Source organism: Streptomyces sp. NPDC054883 (assembly GCF_053610645.1).
Genome location: NZ_JBSGYT010000040.1, coordinates 13,716 through 39,376 on the forward strand (window position 1 = coordinate 13,716; position 25,661 = coordinate 39,376).

Consider the following 25,661-nt stretch of genomic DNA (forward strand, 5'->3'; position numbering starts at 1 on the left):
GTCAGTTAGCCGCACTACGTGACAGGTCGGCAACTTCTCGAACGGCCGCGGCGATGGCACGGAAGTCCTCGCGCACGATGGTCGTGTGCTTGCTGGCAACTGTCGCACTCACCTTCACGTTGGGGTTCCGGGCGAGGATCGGTTCCAGCGTGGCGCGCATCGCCGCCAGCCCTTCGGCGGTGCCGCCGAGGCTGGCGCCCGAGGCTACGAGGAAGCGCATCGGGAAGGTCACGAGGTCGAAGACCGGGTCGCCGGCAGCGACGATCTCGTTCAACTCGATGTTGATCTCGGCGTGCTGCTCGGCACTCATCCGTGCCGCCATGCCCAGCGGGCGGACCAGCGGCATGATCCAACCGAAGCGCCGGAACATCTTTCGGATCTCCTCCCGGCCCGCCTCCGGACCACCCTCGACGGTGGCGAGGTAGTCCCACGGGTAGCCGCCGTCGACCATCACGACACCGGCGACGCGTCCCGGGTTGCGGGTTGCCCAGTGCAACGCCAGCGCCGCCCCGTAGGACCAGCCCACCAGCAAAGGCCGCTGCACCGCGGTCGAATCCAGGACGGCGTCGACATCCCGCAGGCACGCCTCGAATGAGTAGTCCGCCGAACGCCTCGACCGGCCGCGGGCGCGTTCGTCGTAGGTGATGTGCCGGTAATCGCTTCCCAGCTCGGTGGTGACCCGGCGCCAGTTTCTTTGCGTCGCGTAGGAGCCGTTGAGGTAGACCACGGGCTGACCGAGCCCCTGAGTGTCGGTGACGGCCAGGGCCGTGTCCTCCACCGCAACCATGCCGGTCCACGTGGAGTCCGTGGTGGCCTTCGAGTTCGGGTTCGAGTTCGTCATGCCTTCAGCGTGAAGCCTGACCTTGGGTCAAGGTCAACCCCGGAAATCAAGCGGTCCGCTCTTCTCCGGGATCGTGTGTCCGATACCGCGTTTGCGCAGGTAGGCGCGGAAGTCGCGGGAACTGTAGGCCCTGCCAGCGATGACGTGGTCCGGTCGGCAGCGGGGCCGGCCGCGGCCGTCGCAGGCAAGGTGGATTTTGGTGGTCAGGCCTCCGCGGGATCGGCCGAGGGCGTGATCGTCCGGTTCGTCCGTCCGGTGTTTCCCCCTTTTTCGCCCGGTGGCGGCGGCATGCTGGTGCGCGCGGACGAGGGTGGAGTCGATCTGGACCGGCCAGTCGATGTCACCAGCTGCATCGGCCCGGGCCTGGATCTGCTGCGGGGCCCGGGTGAACACTCCGTCGATGGCATAGCGGCGGAAGCAGGTGTAGACCGACTTCCGTGAGCTGTAACGTTCCGGCAGGTCACGCCGGGAAACCCCGGTCCGGATCTTGTAGACCATCCCGTTGATGACCCGGCGGTCCTCCGCACGCGGCCGGCCGCTGCCGGCACTCGGTAGCAGCGGACCCAGCAACTCCCGCTCCGGCATCGGACAGTTCACGACGACGAATCGCGACACCAGGCATCAGCGAACGGTCACTTGAAGACGGACCCTGGTCTTCCTTCCGGCTGGGGGCGGGACGCTCGATGCGCGAGCGGGTCCGTGACTTCTCCTGGTTCTGGTGGTTCAGCGGATCTGGTCGGCCGCCCACGCGGCCCACTCGCGGCGCATCACATTGAAGCGGAGGCCGTATTCCAGGGCGATCCTCCCGTTCACCGACAACGGGTCGTCCCCCCAGTCGATGGAGTCCGCCAACCGGCGCAGGTCCTCGTGCTCCTGCTGCGAGAGTTCCACGAGTTCCGTGAGGTAGCCCCGGGCCTGGTCGGGGGTGATCAGGTTGAGGAAGAAGACCCGCAGCAGGATGTCGCTGCGGGTGTTGCGCTGCGGTTTGGTCTCCGTCAGCCAGTGGCGCAGTTCCGTCAATCCCTCGTCGGTGAGGGTGTACTCCTTGCGCCCGCGCGGGCCCTGGGCCGAGACGCTGATCAGCCCGGCGTCGGCGAGCTTGGTCAGCTCTGTGTACATCTGGCTTTGCGTGGCGGGCCAGACGTTGGCCAGCGAGGTCTCGAAGCGCTTCAGCAGGTCGTACCCGCTGGCCGGGCGCTCGGACAGAAGTCCGAGGAGGGCGTGTCGAAGGCTCATGCCCCTCAGCCTACCTTCCACTCTTGACATGTCGCGAGTGGGATTCTACTTTAGACATGTCAGAGTAGGAACGTCACTTCCGGGGGTCTCGATGTCGTACGTCCGCACCTTTCTTCCGTGGATCGTCTTCGCGGTGTTTCCGTCCGCCCAATGGCAATGGGGCGCGCTCGCCGGACTGTTGGTGGCGGTGGTGGTGACCGTCCAGCAGCGCCGGACCGGGGTCCACCTCGACGCGCTGATCATGGAGAGCGGCTCGGCGGCCTTCTTCGCGGCCCTGGCGGTCATCGCCTTCGCCGATCCGCGCTCGGCCGTACACCCGTACTCGGCGGCCCTTTCCTCGGCCACCCTCGCTCTCATCGCCGGGGCCTCACTTCTCGTGGGCAAGCCGTTCACCCTGGGCATCGCCAAGCGCACCACCCCCCGCGAGATATGGGGTCAGGCGGCCTTCGTCCGGATCAACGTAGTCATCACCGCCGTGTGGACCGTCGCCTTCGCCGTCACGGCCGGCGCGCTTGCGGCCCTCGCCCACGCGGGTCACGGTCACTCCACAACCGGCACGCTCGTCCAGGCCGCCGGGTTCGTGGCCCCCATGCTCTTCACCGTCCGCTACGTCTCCGCCGCCCAAGCCAGGGCCGGCGCCCGCTGAGCCGGAGAACTCGTCGGGCCCGGCAAGAACCCGACTGCTCCCGGACGGGCGGAACGGCCGCCACCGGGCGACGCCGCGAGCATCCTGGTGGGGGAGAGGATCGCCCCGCACGGGTGCATGGCGATCCTGCGGGGCATGAACATCACCGAGACCGACCCCGGGCACCCCTGGACCGGCATGCGGCTCCCCTCGGCATGGGGCAGCAGCGACGTCCTGACGTCACCCTGGTCCGCCCCGAGCTGGTCGCCGAGATCAGCGCCGACACTGCTGTCGACCACGGCGTCCACCGACACCCCTCCGCTGCAATCGCCTACGCCTGGACCTCACGGCGCGCGATGTACCCCGGTTCGAGGTGGACCTGGACCCAACTACGGGCTGAGGCAGCAGGCCGGTCGGGGCCGCGCGCCGCGTCAGGGACGAAGACAACGGCCAAGAAGACGGCCGTGAAGCAGGCTCCAGTGACGAAGACAGCCGGCCGTAAACCCCGGAGCGCCTGAGGCTCCGGTCCCCTCGTGCAGCGTGGGCCGCAGGTGTGGCCGCGCAGGTGGTGCGATGGGCTCGATTCTCTATCACCCTTCCGGACGGCGTTCGGCATGCTCACATTCGGTGGCCGGGGCCTTGGCCGAGGGGTCGGCGCCGCGGAGAAGCAGGTGGTGGACCATCCGTTGCTGTCCGAACCCGGCGGCCCAGTCCAGGGCGGTTTTGTGTTTCATCGCCGCGTTGATGTCCGCTCCACGGTCCAGCAGCAGGTCGACAACCTCCGGGTACCCTTCGGCGCCGGACGTGGCCGCCAGCACCAGCGGCAGGTGGCTCATCCGGCCCTGGGCTCCGAGCTGGGCACCGGCATCGAGCAGAACCGCGACCACCGCTGTGTGTCCGTGCATCGCCGCAAGACACAGGGGCGTCGACTCCCGGTATTCGCCGGCTGGCTGCTCCGGACCGGCCCCCGCCTCGACGAGCAGGCGGACAACAGTGGCATGGCCTCGTTCCGCCGCAACGTCCAAGGCGGTACGCCCGTCGCTGTTCGGCCCGTCCACTGCGGCATTCTGCCCCAGTAGCCGCGATACCTCGAGTACGTCCCCGTCACCCGCCGACCGCACCAGCTGATCCGTCGTGTCCATGTCGCAATCATTCCGGCTCTTTGGCCGAAGGAACACAGGCCGTCCGGGCAGATCGCGACGACACCCAGTGGTTGGCGGGAAGGCGCCGGCGACCTCGTCGATGCCCTTACCGGTGCCATCGGCAACCTGGACGACCGCGGCTTCATCTGGGGTTTCACCTCGAAGTCCGGCCAGGACGGCCACATCCCACCCGCCGACGTCAGCGAGGCTGCCGACACCGCCGGCCCCTCCCGGACCACAGCCGTCAGCGCCGCAACGAACTGGACAGACGTCCGGCTGGTCGCCCGAAGGCCGCCCGCGAGCGGTAGGCGAGGCCTCAGCTGTGGGTGGCTGCCGCGGCCGGCGGCGGTCACACAGGGAACCCCCCCCGGGGCAACAACAACCTGCGCGGCGTCTGGGCGTGCATGAAGCACGAACTGCGCCAATGCGGAACCAGCGCAGCGGGCACGATCGTCAACTGCTCCTCCCTCGGCGGCCGACGGCAACCCCGGGCCGCGCCGCGTACCACGCCACAAAGCACGGCGTGATCGGCCTGATCAAGAGCGCGGCCCTCGACTACGGTTCCCGCGGCGTCCGCATCAACGCAGTCTGCCCCGGCACCATCAGCACCCCCATGGTGGACCCCATGGCCGTCAACGGCGAACTCGACCGCGGCCAGGCCAGAGCCTTACGGTACGCCCGTTCGTTTCACTGACCGGCGGGCACCGCACGCCGGACTAGGCTCGGGCCGTGGGACAGACCGAGCAGCGCGCCGAAGGCGCGGGACCCTTCACCACCCGGCTCACTTGGCACCGCCCCGGAGGGGAAACGGTGGTGTGGGAATCGCGCCTCGCACGCAGGCGCGGGGTGCTGTCGGTACAGGGCCCGGGGGATGCGGCCGGCACGCCCCGCCGTGCCGGTGCCGAGGCCCTCGGCCGGCTCCGCAGGCTCAACGGCATCGCCTCGGGAGCGTTCGTCATCGGCGGGGCTCTTTTCTCCCTGGGTGCGGCCGCGGACCAGTTCGGCTCGGCGGACGCGCTCGAGAGCGCCTCGATCTACTTCGTGGGCGGCCTGTTCTTCAACACCGGTGGCAACACCTCGCTGTTGCAGGTGCTGAACGCGCCCCGCCACACGCCGGGGGGCGGTCCACTGGTCACCGCCCGTTGGAGGTGGTGGGGGTACGAGCCGATGCGCTCGGACTGGCTCAGCGCGTTCGTCCTGTTCGTCGGGACGCTCGTCTTCGGAGTCAACCTGCTCAACTCCTTCCTCCAGGGGCTCACCGTCCAGCAGGCCGACCGGCTGATCTGGACTCCCGACGTGGTCGGGTGCGTGCTGTTCCTGCTGTCGGGGCATCTCGCGTTCCTCGAGATCTGCCATCGCCCCCGGCCCTGCGTCCGCTCGCGCAGCCTCGGCTGGTGGGTGGTCGCGGTGAATCAGCTCGGGTCGGTCCTCTTCATGGTCTCGGCGCTGGCCGCATTCACCCGCCCCGCCACCGGAAGCCCGGTCAACGCCGACATCGCCAACCTGGGGACGCTCGCCGGCGCCCTGTGCTTCTCGATCGGCGGCGTGCTCCAGGCCTTCGAAAGACCGTAGCGGACGACCGGCGCTGACGGCCCCCCGGCTCAACGCAGGCCGGTGCCGGCGCAACGTGTGGCCCAAAGATCGCGCTGGAGCCGGCCTCGGGGGGGCACCATCAACTTCTGCCTGGTCGACCGCTTCTCGGGAGAAGGCGGCGACGTAAACGAGATGCACGACCGGGCCGGATTCCCGGTCGACTACCACGTTCAGGTCACGCCGCCGATGCCCTGACCGACCAGCACCCCGGGGCCGTTACCGCGGGCGCGCCGCACCACCGCGCCGACCTGCTCGGCGAGAGCGGCTGATGTCAACGGAGGAGCCACTGCCGTGCCGTCCCCGCCGGAGCTCGGAGCCATCCGGTCAACCGGCGGACCGATGCCGCGAAGCGTCCGCGTCACGCCCACCGGGACCGGCTGTAGCAGTGGTTGCCCGCGCCGTGGACGAGGACGGAAGTGACCGGCCTCTTGACCGCGCCAGTTGAGTCACCCATGAGCAGTGCATGTGGTCCGCCGCTTGGGAATCGGCAGAATCGGCCACGCGGGGGGTGGCCGGCTTCTTGAGGGTGCCGGCGCCCTTGCGATCCCTCGTCGGCACGTGCCGACCTCCATGTGCCAAGGGTGGCCGCTGCGGCCGCCCGCATGGAGGTCCGGATCGATTGTCAGTGGTGGCTGCGAGGATCGGAGTACCGAATCGGAGAACACAAACGGGGAGTTCGCCATGTCCGGCAACCAGAACTACATCAATCACGTTGCTCTCGTCCTGGACGCCAGTTCGTCCATGTCGCACCTGAGCCGCAAGGTCGTCGAGGTCGCGGACCAGCAGATTGCCTATTTGGCCCGCCGCTCGCAGGAGCTTGACCAGGAAACCCGCGTCACTGTGTACGTGTTCTCGAGCCAGGTGGAGTGCGTCGTCTACGACAAGGACGTGCTGCGCATGCCGTCCCTCCAGGAGGTCTACAGGACCGGCGGCATGACCGCTCTGCTGTCCGCCACGCTGAAGTCACAGCATGAGCTTTCGCAGACCGCCCAACTCTACGGTGACCACAGCTTCCTGACCTTCGTCCTGACTGACGGCCAGGAGAACGCGAGTCACCGCTGCCCGGATGCCCCCTCCAAGAATCCCCGCGACCTGGTGCAGGCCGTCGCCTCGATGATCGAGACCCAGGCGGAGAACTGGACGCTCGCCGTCCTGGTCCCGGACCAGATGGGCAAGCGCGAAGCCATGCAGTACGGCTTCCCCAAGGACAACATCGCCATCTGGGACGCCACCAGCACACAGGGCCTGCAGGAAGCCGGGCAGGTGATCAAGGATGCAACCGAGAAGTTCATGGTCGGCCGGACCCGGGGAATCCGGGGATCGCGGGCCGTCTTCCGTGCGGGTGGGGACGCGGTGAACAGCGACACCATCAAGGCGGCCGGTCTCCAGGCGGTGGATCCGTCCCGCTACCAGCTCGTTCCCGTGGAACGCGACGCGGCAATCCGGGAGCGGGTCGTCGAATCCGGGCACGGCTACCGCACTGGTTGCGCTTTCTATCAGTTGAGCAAGTCGGAAAAGATCCAGGCACGGAAGCAGGTCGCGGTGCTGGAGAAGAAGTCGGACAAGCTCTATGCGGGGCCGGAGGCGCGCGCCCTGCTCGGCCTTCCGGACGCGGAGGTGCGCGTGAAGCCGGATCATAACGACGACTTCACGATCTTCGTGCAGAGCACGAGCGTGAACAGGAAGCTGGTGCCGAACACCCGCCTTCTGATCATGACCTGATGCGTCGGACGCCATGGTGCGGTGCGCGGGTGAATTGCGGGCATGCCAGGGGGCGGCGTTGCCCACCCGGACCGGTGCGGAGCCGAGGTATCCCTCCAGGTGCGGAAGCTCGTATTCGGGCAGCTCGAGACGTCCGTCGATGCCGTACGTGATCTGCAACGGACCGCTTTCCCCCGTGCCCCGCCGGGTGGGCGGAGGACCGGCACCGCAGTCGCGACGGCCGCAATGATCAGCAGACGATCGGGCGCGGCGATCATCTCCTTCAGCCGGACAGGGGCCAGCCGCCCGGCGGGGGCATGCGCGGGGAGACGGTGCGGTAGCGGTGGGAGCTGAGCCGGGGGCCGTGCGTCGATGGCGACCGTGAGCGCGTCGAGCCGAGGCGCCACCTCTGCCACCGGTCCACCGGCCACGGTGCATCCGTCAGTCCGATCACCTCCGCGTGGTGTTGCCGAGGCGGCGGAACCTCATCACCTCCTCTGCGCTGCCGCGCGTCCGCATGCTCGGCCGTCGGCGTGGTAGCCGCACGGCATGGCAACAACGCGCAAGAGGTACACGGTCGCCGCCACGGGTCAGTGGATCGAGGATGAGGGGCAAGGCCGGCGCAGGCTTCCCGCCGGTGAGGTCCACGCATGGGAGCCAGGCCGGAACGAGACCGTGTGCGGCCTTTCCCTCAGTCGCTCCCAGCTGACTCGCTTCCCCCACGTCTCCTGGACGGATGCGATCCCCGAATCCGGAGGCTCGGCGGACCGGGTGCGGCGGCTGTGCCGCCGTTGCGCGGTGGTCGCCGGGCGCCGTGGCGAGGACTCGCGCCCCCGATGGCAGCGCACCGATCCTCGCCCGTGAACGGGCTCGGCGCTCGGGAGTGACGACCAGATGGCAGATGACGTATATCAGCCCACTGGTGGCAACGAGGAGCAGGGGGACGCGGCGGCGCTGGACCTTCAGAACGCCGTGGACGAGCGGAAACCGGCACGCCTCGCGCGGGACGTTTGACCGCTCCTGATGAGGGCGTGCACACCGACACCACGAAGGAACTGGTCGCTGAGGACCACGGCATCGACGCCGGCGCCGCGAGTGCCGAAGAGGCCGCGGTGCACGTCGTGGAGGCAGAACCGGAAGACGCCTGAGACCCGGTGTCACAGCCAGGAAGGCGGGCGCCGGTACGGGGGAAGCGCCCACATGGCGCCCGCCGCCGGTATGGGCGTCCGGCCGCGGCGGGCACAGCGGCGCGGCGCCGACGGCAGGCGGCAGAACGGGCCGCGGATGAAAACGCCGGCGTGGGGGTAGGCGCAGCGCACGGACCTACGTCGAAACCGGTAGGAGGAGGAAACATGGCGAACCCACAGCAGCCGGAGATGCGGCGCAGCGGGAAGGGCGGTTCGACACCCGAGAACGCCGGATCGCTCAAGGCATCGCAAGTGACGAAGAAGGGAGCCGAGGGCGCCCACCCGCACGGCACCGACAAGGGCGCCAAGGGTGGCGGCGCGGGTGGCGCCGTACCGCCTGAGCAGCAGCCCGACCACCCGTAGCACGCCATCCGTACACGTAAGTGCGCCGCTGGACGACGTCTTGGTACGCCGATGAGCTGATGCCGAACGCTCCGGTCCCGCCCCGCTCATGCAGCGGGGCGGGATCTTGGTTGGTGGTCCGCGCCGGGCACGCGCTCCGCGCCTGCGGTGTAACCCTCCGCACGGCCGGGTGCCGGGACCGAACGGCGTGGTCCACCGCCGACTCGGCGCAGTCACCGTTTGCCGGCCGTCGACGCAGGGCAGGCGACGTAGGCTCCACGCGTTCGACGGGTTCCCGGAGGTGTGCGTGAGTGAGGACCTTCCCGTTCTGTACGACCTCGATGATGTCGTCGGGTGGATCAGGCAGGGGCCGGACTTGTACGTACGTTGGTCGCGGGGGCCTGTGGTCGACCTCGTGGAGTCGTCCAGTACGGATGATCTGACCGGGGTGCCTTTGCCGGGGCTGTCCGCGAGCCCGTTGGACGTGGCGTCGTGGTGGGAGGACCGGCCGTTGCGGACGTGGGCGGCCCGCCGGCTGTACGACTACTGCCACCTCCCGCACCTGCGTGGCCCGGATGTCCGCCCCTGGCTGTTGCACGGGAGTGAGTGCGACCGTGGCCCCGACAACGAACCGTTGGTGTGCGCGGTACGACCGCTGGCGTGGATCGACAAGAAGGTGATCGATCAGGCGGTCCGGGAGATCGAGGAACAACCGGGCGAGTGGGGGCCGGTGCGGCGCACCCCGTGAGCGAGCGGCTGCCGAAGCGCAACCGCCGGCGGTGGCCGGGAAGGCGTCCGGAGGAGGTGGCGGGTTCGTGGACCGGGCAGCGGATGCCGGTGACGGCCTCGGTGGTGTGCAGATGAGCTCGGACTCGACAACGTTCGAGGGGAACTGGGTCTCATCGCGGGCGCTTTGAGGCGACTGAGGCCGGTCCTCGAAGTCGACCGGGCCGCCGACCTCCAAAACGGGTGGTTTCGCCGTACCTGGCCGACCCGTGCCGAGGCAGTACCGGACGGGTACGCGGGGCCCCGCCCCACTTGCCACCCGCGGCTGTGGCGGTGTCCGCCGTGTCCGGAGCAGTAGCGGGGGAGACCGTCGCCGGAGGATGCGGCCGACCTCTTGGACACTCCCTGACCGCTCTGCGGCGGGCATCCGGGGCGGCAGGTGTGACACCGTCTCGGTGCGCAACACGTCGGCGCCGACTGCTGCCGGTGACGGGAGAGTTGGCGGTCGAGACGACCGCTGCCGGGGAGCAGGGTCAGGCGGGTTGGGGGGTGAGGCGCTTGTGACCCTTGCGGTCGTAGTAGACGGTCATGGCGAAACCGAAGAACAGGGCCAGAACGGTGCCGACCGCGATCATGATCCAGGAGCGGGTGAGCCCGGCATCACCGCGGGCGTCGAAGTAGAGGATCGCGCGCACGCCGTCGCTGAGCTGGCGCATCGGTTCGAAGTGGGACAGGAAGCGATAGAAGCCGGGGACCGCCTGCAGCGGAACCGTGGCACCCGACGACGGCAGACCGAGCACGATGAACACGAACATCGACACCAGCTGGCCGATCCCGCCGAACGCGGCGTTGATGGCCTGCACACCCAGGCCGACGGCGAGGGCCGCGCAGTAGGAGTAGATCCACAGCAGTGGCAGGTGGGACGCGTCCATACCGAGGACGGCGACGCAGGCCAGCATCACCAGCGCGGTGCTGATGAGGGTGATGCCTGCGGTCATCACCATCTTGAGGAGAAGCGTCTGGGTGCGGTTGATCGGCACGGTCGGGCGGCGGGTGTGCCAGGGACCGATCTCGTTGTCGGCGTAGCCGAGGGCGGTGTCGACGCCGTTGCTGATCACGTTGCCGCCCATGAAGCCGGCCAGCACCAGCAGCAGGGTGTAGTAGAAGGCCGTCAGACCGAGGCCGCTGTGGGTGCCGATGGGGTGGCCGACCTGGGTGACGACGTGGACGGGGTCGGCGAGGAGCAGCTTTGCGGTGGGGCCGCCCTGGGCACCGACGGCTGCGGTGAGCTGTTGGCCGACGGACTGGGATGCGCGGTGGGCGGCCTGGGTCGTGATCTGACTGGCAAGGGAGGAGCCGAGGCTTCCCTTGCCGGGGTTGGTGAGCACGGTGATCGTGGGTAGTCGCGTGGCTCCGGACGTGGTGAGGGCGGTGACGGAGTCCGTGAAGCCGGCCGGGATCACCAGTGCGCCGTACACCTTGCCGGAGTCGAGCTGGTCCTGGGCCTGAGCGCGGGTCAGCGGGCGCCAGTCGGCCTTGCCGCCTGCGGGGTCGGCGGCGATGGCGGCTGTGACTTGTGCCCCCAGGTTCTGCTGCTGCCCGGTCGGCGCTTGGCCGATGTCATCGTTGACGAGGGCGATGGGCAGGTCATGCAGGTCTGCGTTCGGGTTGACGATGCCGCCCATGTAGAGCAGGGACAGCAGAAGGGCGAGCAGCCCCGTGAGGATCGTGGGGATCAGCCACAGCTGGGGACGGCGCAACAGGGCCGAGGCAGTGGTTTCGGTGACGGCGGGTACGGACATGGGTCTCCGTAGCTTTTCGGCGGGCGGGATCGAACGGCGGTTCGGGTGGCCGGGCGAGCGTTCCTCTGCCGACCTCGCGAACCTCTCGCCAGAGCTCAGAATGGGCCCCGCACCCGGGAAGGCCGCTGTCCGCCTCGCACTCCTCCCCCCGTTGCACTAGGCGGCTTCTTCGGATCGTCTCGCTCGGCCGGATGAGGACGGAAGGAAATGGGAGTCCGGCGCGAGGTGAGGGTGTCGGCTTCGAGGCCCCGTGGACGTCACGCTGCCGGGATGGTGAGGTGCTCCGCACGGTTTACGGTTCGTGCGGGTGCGGAGTCTCCGGATGCGCGCCGGGGGAGTCGGCAACGTTGCTGTCGGGGAGGGGTTGTTCCGCCCAGATGGTTTTGCCGCGGGCGTGGTAGCGGGTGCCCCACAGCTGGGAGAGTTGGGCGACCATGAAGAGTCCCCGTCCCCCCTCGTCGGTTTCCAGCGCGCGACGGATGTGGGGCGAGGTGCTGCTGGCGTCGGTGACCTCGCAGATCAGGGTGTGGCCGCGGATCAATCTGAGCTGGATCGGTGGAGTCCCGTAGCGGATGGCGTTGGTGACGAGTTCGCTGACCAGGAGTTCCGTGGTGAAACCGAGGTCCTCCAACCCCCACTCCGCCAGCTTGCCCGTCGCGAGCGCACGAGCACGGCCGACGTTCTCTGGTACGGCTTCCAGGTCCCAGGTGACGTAGCAGTCCCGTGGGAGTCCGCGTACGCGCACCACCAGCAGCGCCACATCGTCGTCGGGCCGGTCCCCCACCACTCGACGGACCAGGTGGTCACAGATGTCGTCGAGCGCGGGTGCGCGGCGGGAGGGACGGGGCGCCGCCACTGCTTCCGCCAGGGCCTCGCGCAGCCGATCTGCGAGCGGACCGGTGTTCGGCCGGCTCCCCGCCTCCGTGCCGCCGAGTTGCAGCAGTCCAGCGGTGTACAGAACGAGGACATCCCCGTCACCGAGGGCAAGTTCGCCGCTCTCGAACGGTGCGCCGCCCGGACCGAGGGGAGGACCGCCCGGCACGTCGAGCAGGTCGACCCTGCCGTCGGCCGAGACCCTCGCGGGTGGTGGATGGCCGGCTCGCGCCACCGCGCAGGACCGCGAGATCGCGTCGAACACGGCGTATACGCACGTCGTGCCGGTCGCCATGCCGGCGAGGTCCTCGCCGTGCTGGTCGTGGAACCGGTTGACCTGATCATTGAGGTGCGTGAGCAGTTCCTCGGGAGCCAGGTCCAGATCGGCAAGGGTCCGTACCGCGGTGCGCAGGCGCCCCATCGTCACCGCCGAATGCAGACCCTGGCCTGGCACGTCGCCCACCACCAGGGCGACTCGCCCCCCGGACAGCGGGATCACGTCGAACCAGGCTCCCCCCAGTCCCACGTGCCCACTGGCGGGAACGTAGCGGGACACCGCTTCCACGGCTGCCAGGGCAGGCAGACCCTGCGGGAGGAGGCTGCGCTGAAGTGCCAGAGCCGTCTTGCGTTCTTGCTGGTAGCGGCGGGCGTTGTCGATGCATACGGCGGCGCGCGCCACGAGTTCCTCGGCCAGCAGCACGTCGTCCTGCTCGAACGGGCGACTCGGCGTGAAGCGCACGAACTCCACTGCGCCCAAGGCGGCGCCCCGCGCGGACATCGGTACCAGCAGCCACGAGCAGATCGCCTCCTCCAAGGTCTCCGCAGCCGCCTGGGGATCGAGCGGTGAGAGCGCCGCGGCCAGTTCCTCGCCCGCCATCAGAAGCGGTCGGCCCTCTGTCATGGCACGGGTGAACAGCGGCGCGGCACTCGAGATGAAGGGGTCGACCTCACCTGTGGCGGCGACCGATGCGGCGGGGGTGCCGGGCATGGTGGCCATGGCCGTGCGGCGCAGGGGCATGGCCTCGCCGATCGGACCGGTCACCGGCTCCTGGCCGCCGAACACGGGACTCAGCAGGTTGACGTAGGCGTGGTCGGCGAACCGCGGGACGGTCACGTCGCACAGTTCCTGCGCGGTCGGCAGCACATCCAGTGTGCTGCCGATCCGTGTGCTGGCCGCGTTCACCAGCGCCAGCCGCTCCCGGGCCCTGGCCTGCTCCGTCACATCGGTCAACGCATGGGCCAGGGCGATCACTTCGCCGTAAGGATCACGGAGCGGAAGGATCGTCTCCAGCCAGACGTACTCCCGATCCGGGTCAGACGGCAGCCGGCCGCGTACCTCGTTCTGGAAGAGTGCCTCACCGCTCTGCAGGACCTGCCGCTGCCGCGCCTGGAAGGCATCGGTGTCCAGCAGGCCCGGCGGCGCGACCTCGGCCATCGTGCGGCCGGTGAAATCCTTGCCCGCGAACCACCCCACACGGCGTCGCCCGGCACTCTGAGCCAGGAACCGCAGCTCCGTGTCGTAGACGTCGAAATCGAACGGGGACTCCGTGAACAAGCTCCTGAGCAGCGCACGACCGAGTTCCCGGCGCCGGGCGGTGCCCGCATCCTCCGCCTGGACCAACCACTGGAGGTCACCGGCCGTCGACACCAGGCGACGAGCCTGCAGTGCGACCTCCACCGAGTGGCCGCTCCGGTGACGCAGGCCGACCACACCCAGCCGCACCACATCGGCGCCCGTGGTACCGAACCGCTCGTTCCCGCATCGCGCCAGGAGCCCGGCACCATCCGACCCGGTCTCCAGCAGGTCGGTCCCCCGCCGCCCCCGGACCTCCTGTGCCGAGTAGCCGAGCAGGCGCTCCGCCCCGGGACTCCAGGCGGTCAGCGCGCCCCGATCGTCCATGACGGCGTACACCTCGTCGCCCGATTCGGCGAACCGGTCGATGCCGCCGCCAAGCTCGGGGTCGTCCATCACTTCACCCCACATGGTGATCTGCTGTCCATGGGCTGACGTCCCACTTCCCAGCTACGTCCCATCATCCGTTTCCCCACCGGCGTGTGCTGGTTCCGGCCCGGTGTGTCGCGCACCACCACCGCCTGTGCGGGTGGCGGGCCGACCTGCCGCCGCCGAGGGACTTTCGCCCTGTACGAGCTTGCGAAAGTCCCCTCTTCCGCGGATCTGGTTTTACGAGATATTGGCAGGAAAAGACACTATTTGCCCCGTGTCTGGTCTGGTGGGGAGGAAATCCGCAGAGGGGCCCGCCGACCGGGCAACCCATGGATTGCTCCGGCGCTTCGGGAACGGAGAATGAGAGGTGATCGCCGCGAAGACGGTCTTCATCAAGCAGCATGCGACGAACTTGTACCGGTCGGTGCCGGCGCTCGCGCATGCCGGGATCGATGGGCGGACGATGAAACGGGCGGCGCGGGCCACCGCGGCCGCCGGGCTCGCCTGGGGGGTGTGCTGCGCGGTACAGGCTGAGCAGCGCCCCTACCCGGCTGCCCTGGCCGCGCTGCTGATCGCCGAATCGACGGTGTTGCGCTCCTTCGTGGCGGGGGCCCAGTACGCGGTCGGCTGCGCCGTGGGCGTGTTGATCGGCCTCCCCGCCACCCTGCTCATCGGCCCGGCCTGGGTGGGCTTGTGCGTGGTGGTGTTCCTCTCGGTGGTGGCCGCACAGCACGGTCGATTCGGCCACCACGGCGTTCACGTGCCCATCACGGCCCTCTTCGCCTTCGTGCTCGGCCGCGACCACTTGGGAGACGAAGTCGTTCCTCACGTGCTCGAAATAGCAGTAGGGGTCGTCGTCGGCATCGTCTTCAACGCACTGCTGTTCCCACCGCTGCGGCTGCGCCCCGCCGAACGGGCACTGGATACCCTGCGGACGCGCCTGGCCGCTGCCCTGGAAGGTCTGGCGACCTCCGCACATGAGGGGCGGACATCCGAAGCCGTACTCGGGCCGGGGTGGAGCACGGAGCTGGACGACGCGGTCGCCCGAGCGGGCGCCGCCCTCTCGGAAGCGCACGAAAGCAAGCGTTGGAACGTACGTCCGACCGCCCGTCGAACCCCGTGGCACCTCGACCACGCCGTCCTGGCCACCCTCGACAACGTGGCGGGTCGGGTACGGGCCATCGGGCAGCTGCTGGACGGAGCCTCCCCGACCCGAACCGACCAGGGGTCCAGTGATGCGACGGGGGACCCGGGGCTCGTCCACTGCGCCCCACTGCTGCGGAGCACGGCGCTCTGCGTATACGGGTGCCGGGGCGGGCGCCCGCATCCCGTGCTGCCGGCGGCCCAGCGGGCCTGCCGACGCCTGGAGGAGCACACCACCGGCAGGGGCGGGGGCGGGGCCCCGGCCGGCCTCGACGGCCGCCTCATCGAGCACCTGAATGACGCACTGGCCTGCCTCGGTGAGGTCCAGGCCATCGACCGGAACAGCCCGGACCTGAGGGGAGGAAACGATCATGCACGAACCGGCGCCCCGTGACACCCGTAGGAAGCCGGGGGAGCGGGCCCGCCTGGTACCGCCGCTCGTCCTGCTCGCCACCGTCGCGGTTGCCGACTTGGCCACGCCGGACCGGTTGCACGTACTGCCGGTCATGGCCGCCGTGCCCGTACTGGCCGCCGCCACCAACGGAGTGTGGGCCACCGCGGTTCTCGCTGGTGCCACACTCGGCGCCACGGCGTTCCTGGAGATCCGGCAGGAGCTCTGGCAGCGGCCCGACTCCGGCGTGAGCATCCTGACGCTGGTCGTCGTCTCGATGGCGAGTCTCTTGGCCTGTTCGGTACGCCGACGCCGCGAGCGTGAGCTACGACAGGTGCGCTCGGTCGCGGAAGCGGCACAGCGCGCTGTGCTGCGTCCGCTTCCGCACCGAATCGGCTGCCTCGCACTGAGCCGCACGTACCTGGCCGCCGAGTCGGAAGCCAGGATCGGCGGTGACTTCTACGAGGCGCTGCACACCCCGTACGGGACCCGGCTGCTCATCGGAGACGTTCGAGGCAAGGGGCTGCCCGCCGTGGGAGCGTCCGCAGCGCTGCTCGGCTCGTTCCGGCAAGCCGCCTACCAGGAGGAATCGCTGGCGGACGTGGCCCGGTGCCTGGAGGAAAGCGCCAAGCGGCAGATCGAGGCCGTGCAAGGACAGCTTTTCACGGAGCAGTTCGCCACGGCCCTGTTCGTGGAGATCTCGGCGACCGAGCCCGTGGCGCGTTTGGTGCACTGCGGCCACACAGAACCGCTGATGATCCGCGCCGGGCGGGTCGAGACCCACTTCCCCGAGCCGCCGGGTGCCCCGATCGGTTTGGCCGATCTCGTGGGTGCCGAAACCGTCACCCAATGCGTCCCCTTCGCCGAGGGCGACCGGATGGTGCTCTACACGGACGGATTCATCGAGACCCGGGACCGGGCCGGGCGCTTCCACGATCTGGTCGCCCAAGCCCGGGTACGCGGCACGCAGTCCTTGGACGCCCTGGTGGACGGCCTGCGCGCCGACCTCTTGCGCCACGGCTGCGGGGACTTGGAGGACGACGCGGCGCTGCTCGTGATCGAACGCTCCGTCGCTTGACGACGCGACCGCCCGGCCCGGGCGGACGGCTCGCCGGCCACACCCGATCGCCCGGTCCGACGGCGCGCCGACCCGCAGTCGCCCCCCGGCCGGCTGTGCTTCGGCCGAGCCACGTTGTCCCGGTTCGCAGCGACGTCGCCGAACCCGTCCTCATTCACGCCGGCGGCTGGCGTCCCGTCGGTTCAGCGGTGGAGGCGGCCCTGGCCGGGGGCCGGCAGGTCCGGGTGCGCTCCGGGCTGACTCCGCCTCCACTTTGAAAGCCGGGCGCCTCATGACACCTACCACCCGGCGCAACACACCGAAGTTCCTCCCGGCCGCCGCAGGCGCCGTCCTGCTCGGAGCGGCACCGGCTGCGGCCGGTGCCGCTCCGGCGGCAGGGAAACCCCCGCAAATCCGTCCCCGGCCTGCACACACACGGGCTGCACGTCGATCCCACCGGCATCGCCGGCAACATCTTCCGCACGTTCCCTCCCGCCCCGGCCGCGGGGCGACGCCCCGCCGGCCCACCGCAGAGCATCGCCGTCCCCGCCAACCACCCGGCCGGCACCTTCTGATACACGGTTCCACCAGCACCCCAAACGGTGCCTCCAGCCCCGCCCTCACTCTCGCCCCGGGCGAGGTGCAACGCCGGTGGCTGGGGCCGCCGAGTTCCCGGGTGTGGGCTGGCCCTGGAACTGCTGACTTCGGTGTCCTATCCGTTGTGGATACCGGCGGTGCCTCATCGAATCGCCCTGGCCCGGCCCCGGCAACGATCTGACGCGGCTACGGATCGGAGGCATCGTCATCGCACCCGGGCGCCGCAGCCGCGTCCTGGCCTACGACCACCGGCCCGTCACCGCGCCGTGGCCCTCACCTCGCTCGCACGCCGAGTCACCCGGTACGCCCTGTGGGCCCCGTGGGAGACCGTCGCGTCCACCGAACGCCCGCCCGCCCTGGGCCGGCCGGGCGTGGTCACCCTCACGAGGAACGCCACCGACCTCGCCCGGCTTCGCGACATGCACACACGCTGGAGCTCTGTCGGGCATTTCCGCCCCGGGAAGGCGGAGGCATAACCGGTGCGGGCGTAGGCGCCCTCCCGGATGGCGCCCGCACGATGTTCTCTATCCTCGTCGTCCGCGCGGCTCAGTGGTCTCACCCGGACGCGGCGTGACGCGCAGAGCGGGCGGGGAGTTGGCACAGTCACGGGTGTCACGGGTGTCACGGGTCACGGTGCGGCAGCGGCCCGTTCGATGGTCGGAGGTGGACGGACATGGATCTGCTGGCGGTTCGATCCGTACTCGAGGCACGCGGTGGTGTGCGGTGGGAGACGGGAGACGCGTGGCTGGCCGGCGGCACCTGGCTGTTGTCCATGCCGCAGCCCGAGGTGAGGCGTCTGTGGGACTTGACCGGGATGGGCTGGCAGCCGTTGACCCTCGATGAGGGCGGCTTGGAGATCGCGGCGACGTGCACAGTGGCCGAGTTGCTGGCGTTCGCCGTTCAGCCGAACGGCTCCTGGCCCGGTGCGCGTGCGCTGATGGCGGACTGCTGTCGGGCGTTCTCCTCGTCCTTCAAGGTATGGAACGCGGCCACGGTGGGCGGCAATGTGTGTTTGGCGCTGCCGGCCGCGCCGATGGTGTCGATGGCCGCAGCCTTGAACGGTGTGTGTGTGCTGCGGGCGGCCGACGGCCGTGAACGGCACGTACCCGTGCGTGCATTCGTCACCGGGGCGGGCCGGACGGATCTGCGGCCGGGGGAGATGCTGCGCTGTCTGCGGCTGCCGGCCGAGGCCTTGACGTGGTGCACGGCGATGCGACGGGTGAGTCTGCGGCCCGGCGGGCATTCGGCGGCACTGGTCATCGCGACCTCGGCCCCCAAGACCAGGCACGTGACCTGGACGCTGACCGCGGCCACCACCCGTCCCGTGTACCTGGCGTTCGACCGGCTGCCCACGGCGGCCGGGCTGCGCGCCGCGATCGGGCAGGCGGTCGATGCGCAGCTGATCGTGGATGACGCGCACGGAGACCCGGCGTGGCGCCGGCACCTGATCTATCACCTGGCCGAGGAAGCACGGCAGGCACTCAGGGCTGAGGACTGACATGGCCTTCTCGTTCCTCCTCGACGGCCGCGTCGTGTCCGAGCCGCCTGGACCCGGGCAGTGTCTGCGCACCTATCTGCGCCGGCAGGGCTGCTTCGGGGTGAAGAAGGGCTGCGACAGCGGTGACTGCGGTGCTTGCACCGTGCATGTGGACGGCATGCCCGTGCACAGCTGCCTCTACCCGGCCCTGCGGGCCGCAGGGCGGGCGGTGACGACGGTGGAGGGTCTTTCCCGGGACGGTGAGCTGCACCCCGTGCAGCAGGCATTCGCCGCCGCCGGCGCCTTCCAATGCGGTTTTTGCACCCCGGGGTTCGTCATGACGGCCGCCGCCCTGGAGCAGGCACAGGACGGCGATCTCACCGAGGCCCTCAAGGGCAACGTATGCCGCTGTACGGGCTACCGGTGCATCAAGGAAGCCATCCGGTCGTCGCAGGAGGACCGCACCGGTGATGACCAGGTCGCCACCGCAGCAGCGGATGCCGGTGCCGCGGTGCCGTTGGAGGCCGAGGACATCGTCACGGGCAAGGCCCGCTTCACCCTCGACGGCCCGGATCCCGCCGGACTGCTGCACGTCAAGCTGGTGCGCTCCGAGCACCGGCACGCCCGTATCCTCGGCATCGACAGCGTGGGAGCCCTCATGGTGCCGGGCGTCCAGACCGTCTTGACCCACCGCGACGCACCCGACGTGCGCTTTTCCACCGCGCTGCACGAACATGCCGAGGGCGACCCGGCCGACACCAGGGTCCTGGACGACATCGTGCGCCACGTGGGCCAACGCGTCGCGGCGGTCGTCGCTGACAGCGAAGCCGCCGCCGAGGAGGGCTGCCGACGCCTGCGCATCGCTTACCAGGTCTTGCCCGCCGTCACCAACCCGGAAGACGCCCTGTCGAGGGACGCACCTCACGTCCACCTCCGCGGCAACGTCGTCGACGAACTGCACACCGTCATCGGGGACATCGACGCCGGGCTGGCCGAGGCCGACCATGTCTACGAGCAGACGTTTCGCACCCACCGGGTGCAGCATGCCGCGCTGGAACCGCACGCCACCCTCGCCTGGCAGGACCACGACGGGCGGGTGCGCGTCCACACCACCACCCAGGCCCCTCACCTGACCCGCCGGCTCCTGGCCAAGGTGTTCGACCTGCCTCCGCAGCACGTGCGGGTCACGGCCGCACGGCTGGGCGGCGCGTTCGGCGGCAAGCAGGAGATGCTTACCGAGGACATCGCCGTCCTCGCCGCGCTGCGCACCGGGCGCCCGGTGAAGCTGGAGTACACCCGGGCCGAGGAGTTCACCAATACCACCACCCGCCACCCTTTCCAGGTCCGGGTGAAGATCGCAGCCCGCCACGACGGCACGCTCACCGCCCTGCGCCTGCACGTCCTGAGCGACACCGGCGCCTACGGCAACCACGGCCCCGCCGTCCTGCGCAACGCCTGCACCGAAGCCCTGAGCCTCTACCGCTGCCCGAACATCACGATCGATGGTTGGGCGCTCTACACGCACAGCGTCCCAGCCGGCGCCTTTCGCGGCTACGGCATCGGCCAGATCGCCTTCGCCGTCGAATCCGCCCTCGACGAACTCGCCCAAATGTGCGGTCTTGATCCCCTGCTCCTGCGCCGCCGGGCATATCTGCGCCCCGGGCAATGCGCACCGGCCGTGGCGGACGGCGGCGAAGCACCTGTCGCCGATCACGCCATCACGGGCTGCCTCGACCTCATCGAAACGGCGCGCGCGGAGCGCAAGGCCACACCCCCGGCGCCTTTTGGACGGTCCTGGCTGGTGGGGGAGGGCCTGGCCGTCACCGTCACCCACACCCTGCCCTCCGACGGCCACATCGCCCAGGCCACCGCCACCCTGCGCGCCGACGGCACGTACGACTTGTGCACCGGCGCCCCGGAGTTCGGGAGCCAGGCCACCACCGTCCACCGGCGCATCGCCGCGACCGCCCTGGCCACCACCGCTTGCCGCATCCGCGTCCGCCAGGGCGACACCGATCTGCTCGACCACGACACCGGCGGCTTCGTCTCCACCGGCTCCACCCTCACGGCCCGCGCCGTCCACGACGCCTGCCAGGCGCTGCGCGCGGCCATCCTGGACGCTGCGGCCGCCCATACCGGCACACCCCCGGCCCACTGCCGCTTGAGCCAAGAGGCCGTCGACTGCGCCGGGCACCCGCTGTCCCTGTCCTTGCTGTACCGAACCGCCTGCGAGACGGGCCGGCCCCTCACCGCCACGGCGACCCGCGACGCCACCACCGCAACCCCGGGCCTGGCGGCGAACGCCCAGTGGATCCGGCTGGCCGTCGAGGCGGCCACCGGGCTGATCACCCTCCTCGACTCCGTCCATGCCAGCGACGCCGGCACTGTCCTGGACCAGGGACAGCTGCGCGGCCAGATCGAAGGCGCCGTCGCCCAGGGCATCGGCACCACACTCATGGAAGACCTGCGCACCGACCACCAAGGCCGCGTCACCACACCGGAACTGCGCACCTACCCCGTCCCGCACGCAGCCGACGTACCCCACACCGATGTCCTCTTCGTCCCCGCCCCCGGCCCCGAGGAGCTGCACTGCGCCAAGCCCGGCGGCGAAGCCGCCTTCAACCCCGTAGGCCCCGCCCTGGCCAATGCTCTGCGCAACGCCACGGGCATCCGCTTCCCCACCCTCCCGCTGCGCCCCGACATCATCTGGGCGCAACTGAACGCGAACGCCCCGCCCCCGCCCGCATGACCGGTGGCGCCAGTCCGCTTCTCCTCCCCACAAGGAGGGCCCGCCGGTGGCCGAGAGCGCCGTATCGGAAACCGCCGGGCCCTGTCAGCAGGCCACCGCATCCAATTCCGTCCACCGACAGGGCCTTGACGTGGTCGTGATGCTGCGGAGCTGTCGGCACGAGCGTCTTCCTGCACCTCGTCGACCCGGCCGCGTATCCGGCTGTGCACGCGGCACCTCCCGCCGGCCGTATCCGGTCGGTGAGCCCGGTGGACCCCAACCCGGTCGGCTGGGGGCCGGCCTTCGGTGACGGCGACCCGCTGCTGATGTGCAACAGCGCGGTCGACCTCAACTCCCTCCTGGCCTACCGTCCCTCGGACTGCCTCGACCATCTGCACCGGCACGGCCGGCTGGGCCGCCCCGACGATTGCGCGCCGCGGTCGTGGACGGCCGCCCACTGCCACCACCGCTACACCCGCGCAGGCCAGAACGCCACCATCCGGGCATCCGGGTCCGGCACGTCGGAGCCTCCGGAGCCCCAACTCCCCACTTCGTGTGGGGCAGGCTTCCCCCCTTCAGCACGGCCGACCATCGTTGGGATGGCGACGACAGTCAGCCGCCGCAACCGCCAGGGCGAGCCAGAGCCCTGAACGTCCTGCCCCGCTCCTGTCCCGGTGAAGGATTGATCGTCGCAGACCGCGATTCTCGCGCGGGCGGCGCACTGGAGTCCCCGAGTGCAGGACAATATCCCCAGTTCGGGTGGCCTCCCGGCGAGGAGATCGCCGGCGCGGCAGCCGGCCGCTGATGATGGCCCGGGCGCCTCACCGGCTGGTCGGTTGGGGGCCCGGATGGCACTGGCTGCGGGCAGCGGTGCCCTGGCCGCACGGGAGTCGGCGTGATCGTGGTGGATGCGTGCGACGAGTGGAGTCCGCTGCGCGAGGTAGTGGTCGGCACGGCGTCCGGGGCGATGTTCCCCTACGAGGACCCCCGCATGATCGAGGCGACCATGCCCCGCGAGCACTGGGCCGAGTTCCGGCCCGGGCGCCCCTTCCCCTCCCGGATCCTGGACGTCGCGGAGCAGGAGCTGCAAACTCTCACGGAAGTCCTGGAGAGGCTGGGCTGTGTGGTGCACCGGCCACCTCGCATGCCCTGGGCGCGCCTGGGCGGCTACTGCGCCGCGATGCCGCGCGACTCTCTGCTCGTCATGGGCAACCGTGTCATCGAGGCACCGATGGCGTGGCGCAGCCGCCGCCACGAACTGCTCGCCTACTGGCCCCTCCTTCGCCAGATCCGCCGATCAGGTGCGCACTGGCTGCCGTCAGCGGTGGACCTGGCCGTCGACCCCCTCACCAGCGGACCGTCCCGCTCGGGCCCATGGGTGATCGGAGAGGGCCGACCAGCGTGGGACGCCGCCGACTTCCTCCGCCTGGGCCCCCGCACCATCATCGGCCAGCTCAGCCACGTCACCAACCGCTCAGGCGTCACGCACCTGCGCACCCAGCTCGGCTCCGCCACCAACGTCCACCTGATCCAGCCGGACGATCCGCACGCCATGCACATCGACGCGACGCTGTGCCCGCTGCGCGAGGGACTGGCCCTGTACAACCCCGACCGGCTCGACCCCACCCACCTTGCCGGGTCCCCGATGGACGGCTGGGAACTGGTCCCCGCCCCTGTCCCCGAGCCCCGCGACAACCCCCCGCTCTACATGACGAGCCCCTGGGTCACCATGAACCTGCTCGTCGTCGACCACCAGCACGTTCTCACGGAGATCCGGGACGAAAAGCTTCAGGCGCTGCTCCTCTCCTACGGCATGACGCCTCTGGCGTTGCCCTTCCGCAACGTCCAAGCGCTGGGAGGCTCCTTCCACTGCGCAACCCTTGACCTGCGCAGGGACCGCCACCGCGCCGAAAGCCATGGGCCGGATCTCCGTGTGAACCATTCCGTGGACCAAGATTCCGCATAGGGGGCGATCCGAGGAACGAGTGACGCGAAGATCCCGCGCCCGAAGGTTACGGCGTCCCCGTCTCGGCAGTCGCCCGTCACAGGGCAGAGCTCTTCGAACAGCCGGTCTACAACGGCCCGTACGCCAAGGCGGCCGCCTTGGTACACACCCTGGGGCGGTGCCGCTGGCTGGAGCGCTCCAACCTCGCCGTCGCCGCCGCGACCGGCGTCATGTACCTCGAAGCCACCGGAATCGCGGTCAAGCCGACTCGCGATGACGCCGTCGCCCTGAGGGATCTCCTACTGGACCCGACCTGCACTGCCGCGAAGATCGCCACGCTGCTGCGCTCCTGGCCAACTGCCAGCTGACGAGCGCGATCGGATCGCCTACCGCCAGGACTCGTTCGACGATCCCGCGGGGTTCCTCCTCGCCGGGTGGCCAACACCTTATGGCCGCTGCGTCAAGACCCGAAACGCCGTGGCTGGTCGTGCCGACACGTCCCGCGACACCCTTCTTTTAGGCGCCACACCGCCACCACCCACAGGACAGCACCGGTTCCGGTGTTGCGGGATCCGCAGGAACGGGACAACGCACCACTCACCCTTTACCAAGGAGTAACGATGAATCCGACCTCTCGACTGCTCCGGACGCTGCCCGTGCTCGCGGCGGCCGCCGCGGCCTTCGCGCTGCCCGCCATGACCTCACCGGCCTCGGCCGCGACCACGACCTCCACCGTGCAGGAGACGCCCAAGCCCAAGCCCAAGCCCCAGGTCTGCACGAGTACCGAGAGCTCCACGTCGGTCGTGTCTCTCGGCGGGTGCGTGACCACCACCACGATCTCGTGTGTGAAGGGCCAGACGCCGGTGATCTCCACCAAGACGGTGTGCACAGCCGAGCCGGCCAGCCCGAAGTGACCGGGCTCCGTCCACGACCTCCACGACCCTTCTCCCAAGGAGCACCACCCATGAACACGACTGTTCGACTCCTCCGGACGCTGCCCGTGCTCGCCGCGGCGGCCACCGTCTTCGTCCTGCCCGTCACCACCTCTCCGGCCAGCGCGGCACCCCACACCGTCGCCTCCTTCATATCGGATAAATCCAAGCCGAAGCCGACGCTGGTGGACACCGGCAAGTGCACCCAGGGCGGCTCCGAGGAGACGCACGCCAACGCCGGAGGCAGGAAGGTGACCACGATCCTCACCTGCACCGAAGCGGGCGCATCGCCGGCGGTGACGACGGTCGTGGAGCGGCCCACCCCGCCGACCCGTCCGACCCCCCCCCATGAGCCCGGTCGAGGGGCAGTGGGACCGGTGACACCCACGTCACCTCGGGCCGTGTCGCGGTCCGGGACGGCCGCATCGTCGCTGGTGGTAGACGGCTGCGAGCCACCCGCGGGACCGAGCGGGCGGGTCTGGTCCTCCGCCGCCGCACCACGTACGGGTACGCCGCCGACCTCGTCCTCCATCCCTCGGTCACGGCTGCGCCCGGTCGGGCGGTGTGCTGCTGTCGAAATAGACGACCAGCGTCTGCTCCGGCTGTTCGGCCAGGTGAAAAGCGGTGTACGCATAGTCGATCGCTCCGCGTTGCGGGTGCCGTAGCCGTTTCCGACCGCTGTGCCGGGCCTGTACCTCGTAGTGCGGCCACCAGTCCCGCGCCTCCGTGCTCCCCTCGTTCAGCTCGTCGATCAGTCGGGTGTACCGCTCGTCGCCGGGATGGCGTGCGGCCAGCGTCCGAAGGCGGCCGAGCAAGCCGCGCGCCTCGGGTTCCCAGTCGACCAGAACGTCCCGGGCCACCGGTTCGAGGAACACCCAGCGGACGAAGTTGGCCGGCCGGTTCACCTCCGAGATGAGCCGCGGGAACAACTCGTCGGCCGCCTGGTTGTGACTGAGGACGTCATAGTTGCCGCCGATGATGTACGCCGGGTTCGGCTGGAACAGCAGGGGGACGGCGGCCACCTCGGCCGTCAGCGAGTCGCTGTCCTCGGCTTCGGCCGCAGGCACATGACCGGCAAGCTGCAGGAGATGATCGCGCTCGTGCCTGCTGAGCCGCAGCACCGCGGCGAGGGCGTTCAGCACCTGCTGGGAGGCGCGGACCTCCCGCCCCTGCTCCAGGTACGTGTACCAGGTCGCGCTGATCCCCGCCAGCAGTGCCAGTTCCTCTCGGCGAAGTCCCGGAGTCCGGCGGCGGCCGGTCTGGGGGAGGCCCACCTCGTCAGGGGTCAGACGCTCTCTCCGGCTGCGCAGGAAATCGCTCAACTGACGGCGTTGGTCCGGCTGCGTAGGCATGACTGTGGCACCTCTGGTTCCAGAAT

20 protein-coding genes and 4 pseudogenes are annotated in these 25,661 nt (G+C 69.9%); 17 read left to right on the forward strand and 7 right to left on the reverse strand.

Going from position 1 to position 25,661, the window contains the following annotated elements:
• Position 1: 1 nt before the first annotated feature.
• The 3 genes from ACWGH1_RS25630 to ACWGH1_RS25640 all read right to left on the reverse strand — a co-directional run bounded on the left by ACWGH1_RS25630 (position 2) and on the right by ACWGH1_RS25640 (position 2,077).
• Complete coding sequence (locus ACWGH1_RS25630) at positions 2-841, reverse strand: alpha/beta fold hydrolase (protein ID WP_453351927.1); 840 nt, start codon at positions 839-841, stop codon at positions 2-4.
• A gap of 33 nt (positions 842-874) precedes the next feature.
• A complete protein-coding gene (locus ACWGH1_RS25635; RefSeq protein ID WP_453409026.1) occupies positions 875-1,456 on the reverse strand; it encodes an IS5 family transposase in 582 nt (193 codons plus the stop codon).
• A 108-nt stretch (positions 1,457-1,564) separates the two neighbouring features.
• On the reverse strand, positions 1,565-2,077 hold the full coding sequence (locus tag ACWGH1_RS25640) for a PadR family transcriptional regulator (protein WP_453351929.1): 513 nt from the start codon (positions 2,075-2,077) through the stop codon (positions 1,565-1,567).
• 91 nt (positions 2,078-2,168) lie between these two features.
• Between ACWGH1_RS25640 and ACWGH1_RS25645 the strand changes: the two genes are divergently transcribed.
• Complete coding sequence (locus ACWGH1_RS25645) at positions 2,169-2,723, forward strand: hypothetical protein (RefSeq protein WP_453351930.1); 555 nt, start codon at positions 2,169-2,171, stop codon at positions 2,721-2,723.
• Between the two features lie 569 nt (positions 2,724-3,292).
• Here the strand turns inward: ACWGH1_RS25645 and ACWGH1_RS25650 are convergent.
• The gene (locus ACWGH1_RS25650) at positions 3,293-3,844 is read right to left on the reverse strand and encodes an ankyrin repeat domain-containing protein (protein ID WP_453351931.1); all 552 of its coding nucleotides are present in this window, start codon (positions 3,842-3,844) and stop codon (positions 3,293-3,295) included.
• 51 nt (positions 3,845-3,895) lie between these two features.
• On the opposite strand from ACWGH1_RS25650, the gene ACWGH1_RS25655 reads away from it, so the two are divergent.
• From ACWGH1_RS25655 to ACWGH1_RS25690, 8 genes and pseudogenes are all read left to right on the forward strand, one after another.
• A complete protein-coding gene (locus ACWGH1_RS25655) occupies positions 3,896-4,252 on the forward strand; it encodes a DUF3052 family protein (RefSeq protein ID WP_453351939.1) in 357 nt (118 codons plus the stop codon).
• Positions 4,225-4,511 (forward strand): annotated as a pseudogene (locus ACWGH1_RS25660) (SDR family oxidoreductase); the annotation flags it as partial. The gene ACWGH1_RS25655 and the pseudogene ACWGH1_RS25660, both read left to right, overlap by 28 nt.
• 62 nt (positions 4,512-4,573) lie before the next feature.
• Positions 4,574-5,416, forward strand: coding sequence for a hypothetical protein (locus ACWGH1_RS25665; protein WP_453351932.1), 843 nt, complete (start codon positions 4,574-4,576; stop codon positions 5,414-5,416).
• Positions 5,417-6,118: 702 nt separating this feature from the next.
• Positions 6,119-7,159, forward strand: coding sequence for a vWA domain-containing protein (locus ACWGH1_RS25670; protein ID WP_453351933.1), 1,041 nt, complete (start codon positions 6,119-6,121; stop codon positions 7,157-7,159).
• Positions 7,160-7,687: 528 nt separating this feature from the next.
• A complete protein-coding gene (locus tag ACWGH1_RS25675; protein ID WP_453351934.1) occupies positions 7,688-8,002 on the forward strand; it encodes a hypothetical protein in 315 nt (104 codons plus the stop codon).
• A 30-nt stretch (positions 8,003-8,032) separates the two neighbouring features.
• Positions 8,033-8,286 (forward strand): annotated as a pseudogene (locus tag ACWGH1_RS25680) (DUF5709 domain-containing protein).
• Positions 8,287-8,490: 204 nt separating this feature from the next.
• On the forward strand, positions 8,491-8,688 hold the full coding sequence (locus ACWGH1_RS25685) for a hypothetical protein (RefSeq protein ID WP_453351935.1): 198 nt from the start codon (positions 8,491-8,493) through the stop codon (positions 8,686-8,688).
• A 280-nt stretch (positions 8,689-8,968) separates the two neighbouring features.
• Positions 8,969-9,415, forward strand: coding sequence for a DUF6098 family protein (locus ACWGH1_RS25690; protein ID WP_453351936.1), 447 nt, complete (start codon positions 8,969-8,971; stop codon positions 9,413-9,415).
• A 511-nt stretch (positions 9,416-9,926) separates the two neighbouring features.
• Here ACWGH1_RS25690 and ACWGH1_RS25695 read toward each other — a convergent pair.
• Positions 9,927-11,195 (reverse strand): YhgE/Pip domain-containing protein, encoded by a 1,269-nt coding sequence (locus ACWGH1_RS25695; RefSeq protein WP_453351937.1) that lies wholly within the window; start codon positions 11,193-11,195, stop codon positions 9,927-9,929.
• 292 nt (positions 11,196-11,487) lie between these two features.
• Entirely contained in the window at positions 11,488-14,037 is a 2,550-nt protein-coding gene (locus tag ACWGH1_RS25700; protein ID WP_453409027.1) for a SpoIIE family protein phosphatase, read from the reverse strand.
• Between the two features lie 343 nt (positions 14,038-14,380).
• On the opposite strand from ACWGH1_RS25700, the gene ACWGH1_RS25705 reads away from it, so the two are divergent.
• The 8 genes and pseudogenes from ACWGH1_RS25705 (at position 14,381) to ACWGH1_RS25740 (ending at position 24,265) form a co-directional block, all read left to right on the forward strand.
• The gene (locus ACWGH1_RS25705) at positions 14,381-15,550 is read left to right on the forward strand and encodes an aromatic acid exporter family protein (RefSeq protein ID WP_453356910.1); all 1,170 of its coding nucleotides are present in this window, start codon (positions 14,381-14,383) and stop codon (positions 15,548-15,550) included.
• On the forward strand, positions 15,528-16,625 hold the full coding sequence (locus tag ACWGH1_RS25710; RefSeq protein WP_453356911.1) for a PP2C family protein-serine/threonine phosphatase: 1,098 nt from the start codon (positions 15,528-15,530) through the stop codon (positions 16,623-16,625). Before ACWGH1_RS25705 ends, ACWGH1_RS25710 begins: the two co-directional genes overlap by 23 nt.
• A gap of 1,249 nt (positions 16,626-17,874) precedes the next feature.
• Positions 17,875-18,699, forward strand: a complete 825-nt coding sequence (locus tag ACWGH1_RS25715) for an FAD binding domain-containing protein (protein ID WP_453352967.1) — start codon at positions 17,875-17,877, stop codon at positions 18,697-18,699.
• A 1-nt stretch (position 18,700) separates the two neighbouring features.
• A complete protein-coding gene (locus ACWGH1_RS25720) occupies positions 18,701-21,427 on the forward strand; it encodes a molybdopterin-dependent oxidoreductase (protein WP_453352966.1) in 2,727 nt (908 codons plus the stop codon).
• Positions 21,428-21,582: 155 nt separating this feature from the next.
• A pseudogene (locus ACWGH1_RS25725) lies at positions 21,583-22,056 on the forward strand (hypothetical protein); the annotation flags it as partial.
• 245 nt (positions 22,057-22,301) lie between these two features.
• On the forward strand, positions 22,302-23,372 hold the full coding sequence (locus ACWGH1_RS25730) for an amidinotransferase (RefSeq protein WP_453352965.1): 1,071 nt from the start codon (positions 22,302-22,304) through the stop codon (positions 23,370-23,372).
• A 29-nt stretch (positions 23,373-23,401) separates the two neighbouring features.
• Positions 23,402-23,719 (forward strand): annotated as a pseudogene (locus tag ACWGH1_RS25735) (fic family toxin-antitoxin system, toxin component); the annotation flags it as partial.
• A gap of 252 nt (positions 23,720-23,971) precedes the next feature.
• Complete coding sequence (locus ACWGH1_RS25740) at positions 23,972-24,265, forward strand: hypothetical protein (protein WP_453352964.1); 294 nt, start codon at positions 23,972-23,974, stop codon at positions 24,263-24,265.
• A 557-nt stretch (positions 24,266-24,822) separates the two neighbouring features.
• On the opposite strand, the gene ACWGH1_RS25745 is transcribed toward ACWGH1_RS25740, so the two are convergent.
• Positions 24,823-25,635, reverse strand: a complete 813-nt coding sequence (locus ACWGH1_RS25745; RefSeq protein WP_453352963.1) for a helix-turn-helix transcriptional regulator — start codon at positions 25,633-25,635, stop codon at positions 24,823-24,825.
• Positions 25,636-25,661: the final 26 nt, after the last annotated feature.

Excerpts from the sequence above, each read along its gene's own strand:
- ACWGH1_RS25740 (WP_453352964.1), top strand. The coding sequence starts at position 23,972 with ATGAATCCGACCTCTCGACTGCTCCGGACGCTGCCCGTGCTCGCGGCG.
- ACWGH1_RS25675 (WP_453351934.1), top strand. The coding sequence starts at position 7,688 with ATGGCAACAACGCGCAAGAGGTACACGGTCGCCGCCACGGGTCAGTGG.
- ACWGH1_RS25745 (WP_453352963.1), bottom strand. The coding sequence starts at position 25,635 with ATGCCTACGCAGCCGGACCAACGCCGTCAGTTGAGCGATTTCCTGCGC.
- ACWGH1_RS25640 (WP_453351929.1), bottom strand. The coding sequence starts at position 2,077 with ATGAGCCTTCGACACGCCCTCCTCGGACTTCTGTCCGAGCGCCCGGCC.
- ACWGH1_RS25685 (WP_453351935.1), top strand. The coding sequence starts at position 8,491 with ATGGCGAACCCACAGCAGCCGGAGATGCGGCGCAGCGGGAAGGGCGGT.
- ACWGH1_RS25720 (WP_453352966.1), top strand. The coding sequence starts at position 18,701 with ATGGCCTTCTCGTTCCTCCTCGACGGCCGCGTCGTGTCCGAGCCGCCT.
- ACWGH1_RS25645 (WP_453351930.1), top strand. The coding sequence starts at position 2,169 with ATGTCGTACGTCCGCACCTTTCTTCCGTGGATCGTCTTCGCGGTGTTT.
- ACWGH1_RS25650 (WP_453351931.1), bottom strand. The coding sequence starts at position 3,844 with ATGGACACGACGGATCAGCTGGTGCGGTCGGCGGGTGACGGGGACGTA.
- ACWGH1_RS25710 (WP_453356911.1), top strand. The coding sequence starts at position 15,528 with ATGCACGAACCGGCGCCCCGTGACACCCGTAGGAAGCCGGGGGAGCGG.
- ACWGH1_RS25695 (WP_453351937.1), bottom strand. The coding sequence starts at position 11,195 with ATGTCCGTACCCGCCGTCACCGAAACCACTGCCTCGGCCCTGTTGCGC.
- ACWGH1_RS25715 (WP_453352967.1), top strand. The coding sequence starts at position 17,875 with ATGGATCTGCTGGCGGTTCGATCCGTACTCGAGGCACGCGGTGGTGTG.
- ACWGH1_RS25700 (WP_453409027.1), bottom strand. The coding sequence starts at position 14,037 with ATGGACGACCCCGAGCTTGGCGGCGGCATCGACCGGTTCGCCGAATCG.
- ACWGH1_RS25670 (WP_453351933.1), top strand. The coding sequence starts at position 6,119 with ATGTCCGGCAACCAGAACTACATCAATCACGTTGCTCTCGTCCTGGAC.
- ACWGH1_RS25630 (WP_453351927.1), bottom strand. The coding sequence starts at position 841 with ATGACGAACTCGAACCCGAACTCGAAGGCCACCACGGACTCCACGTGG.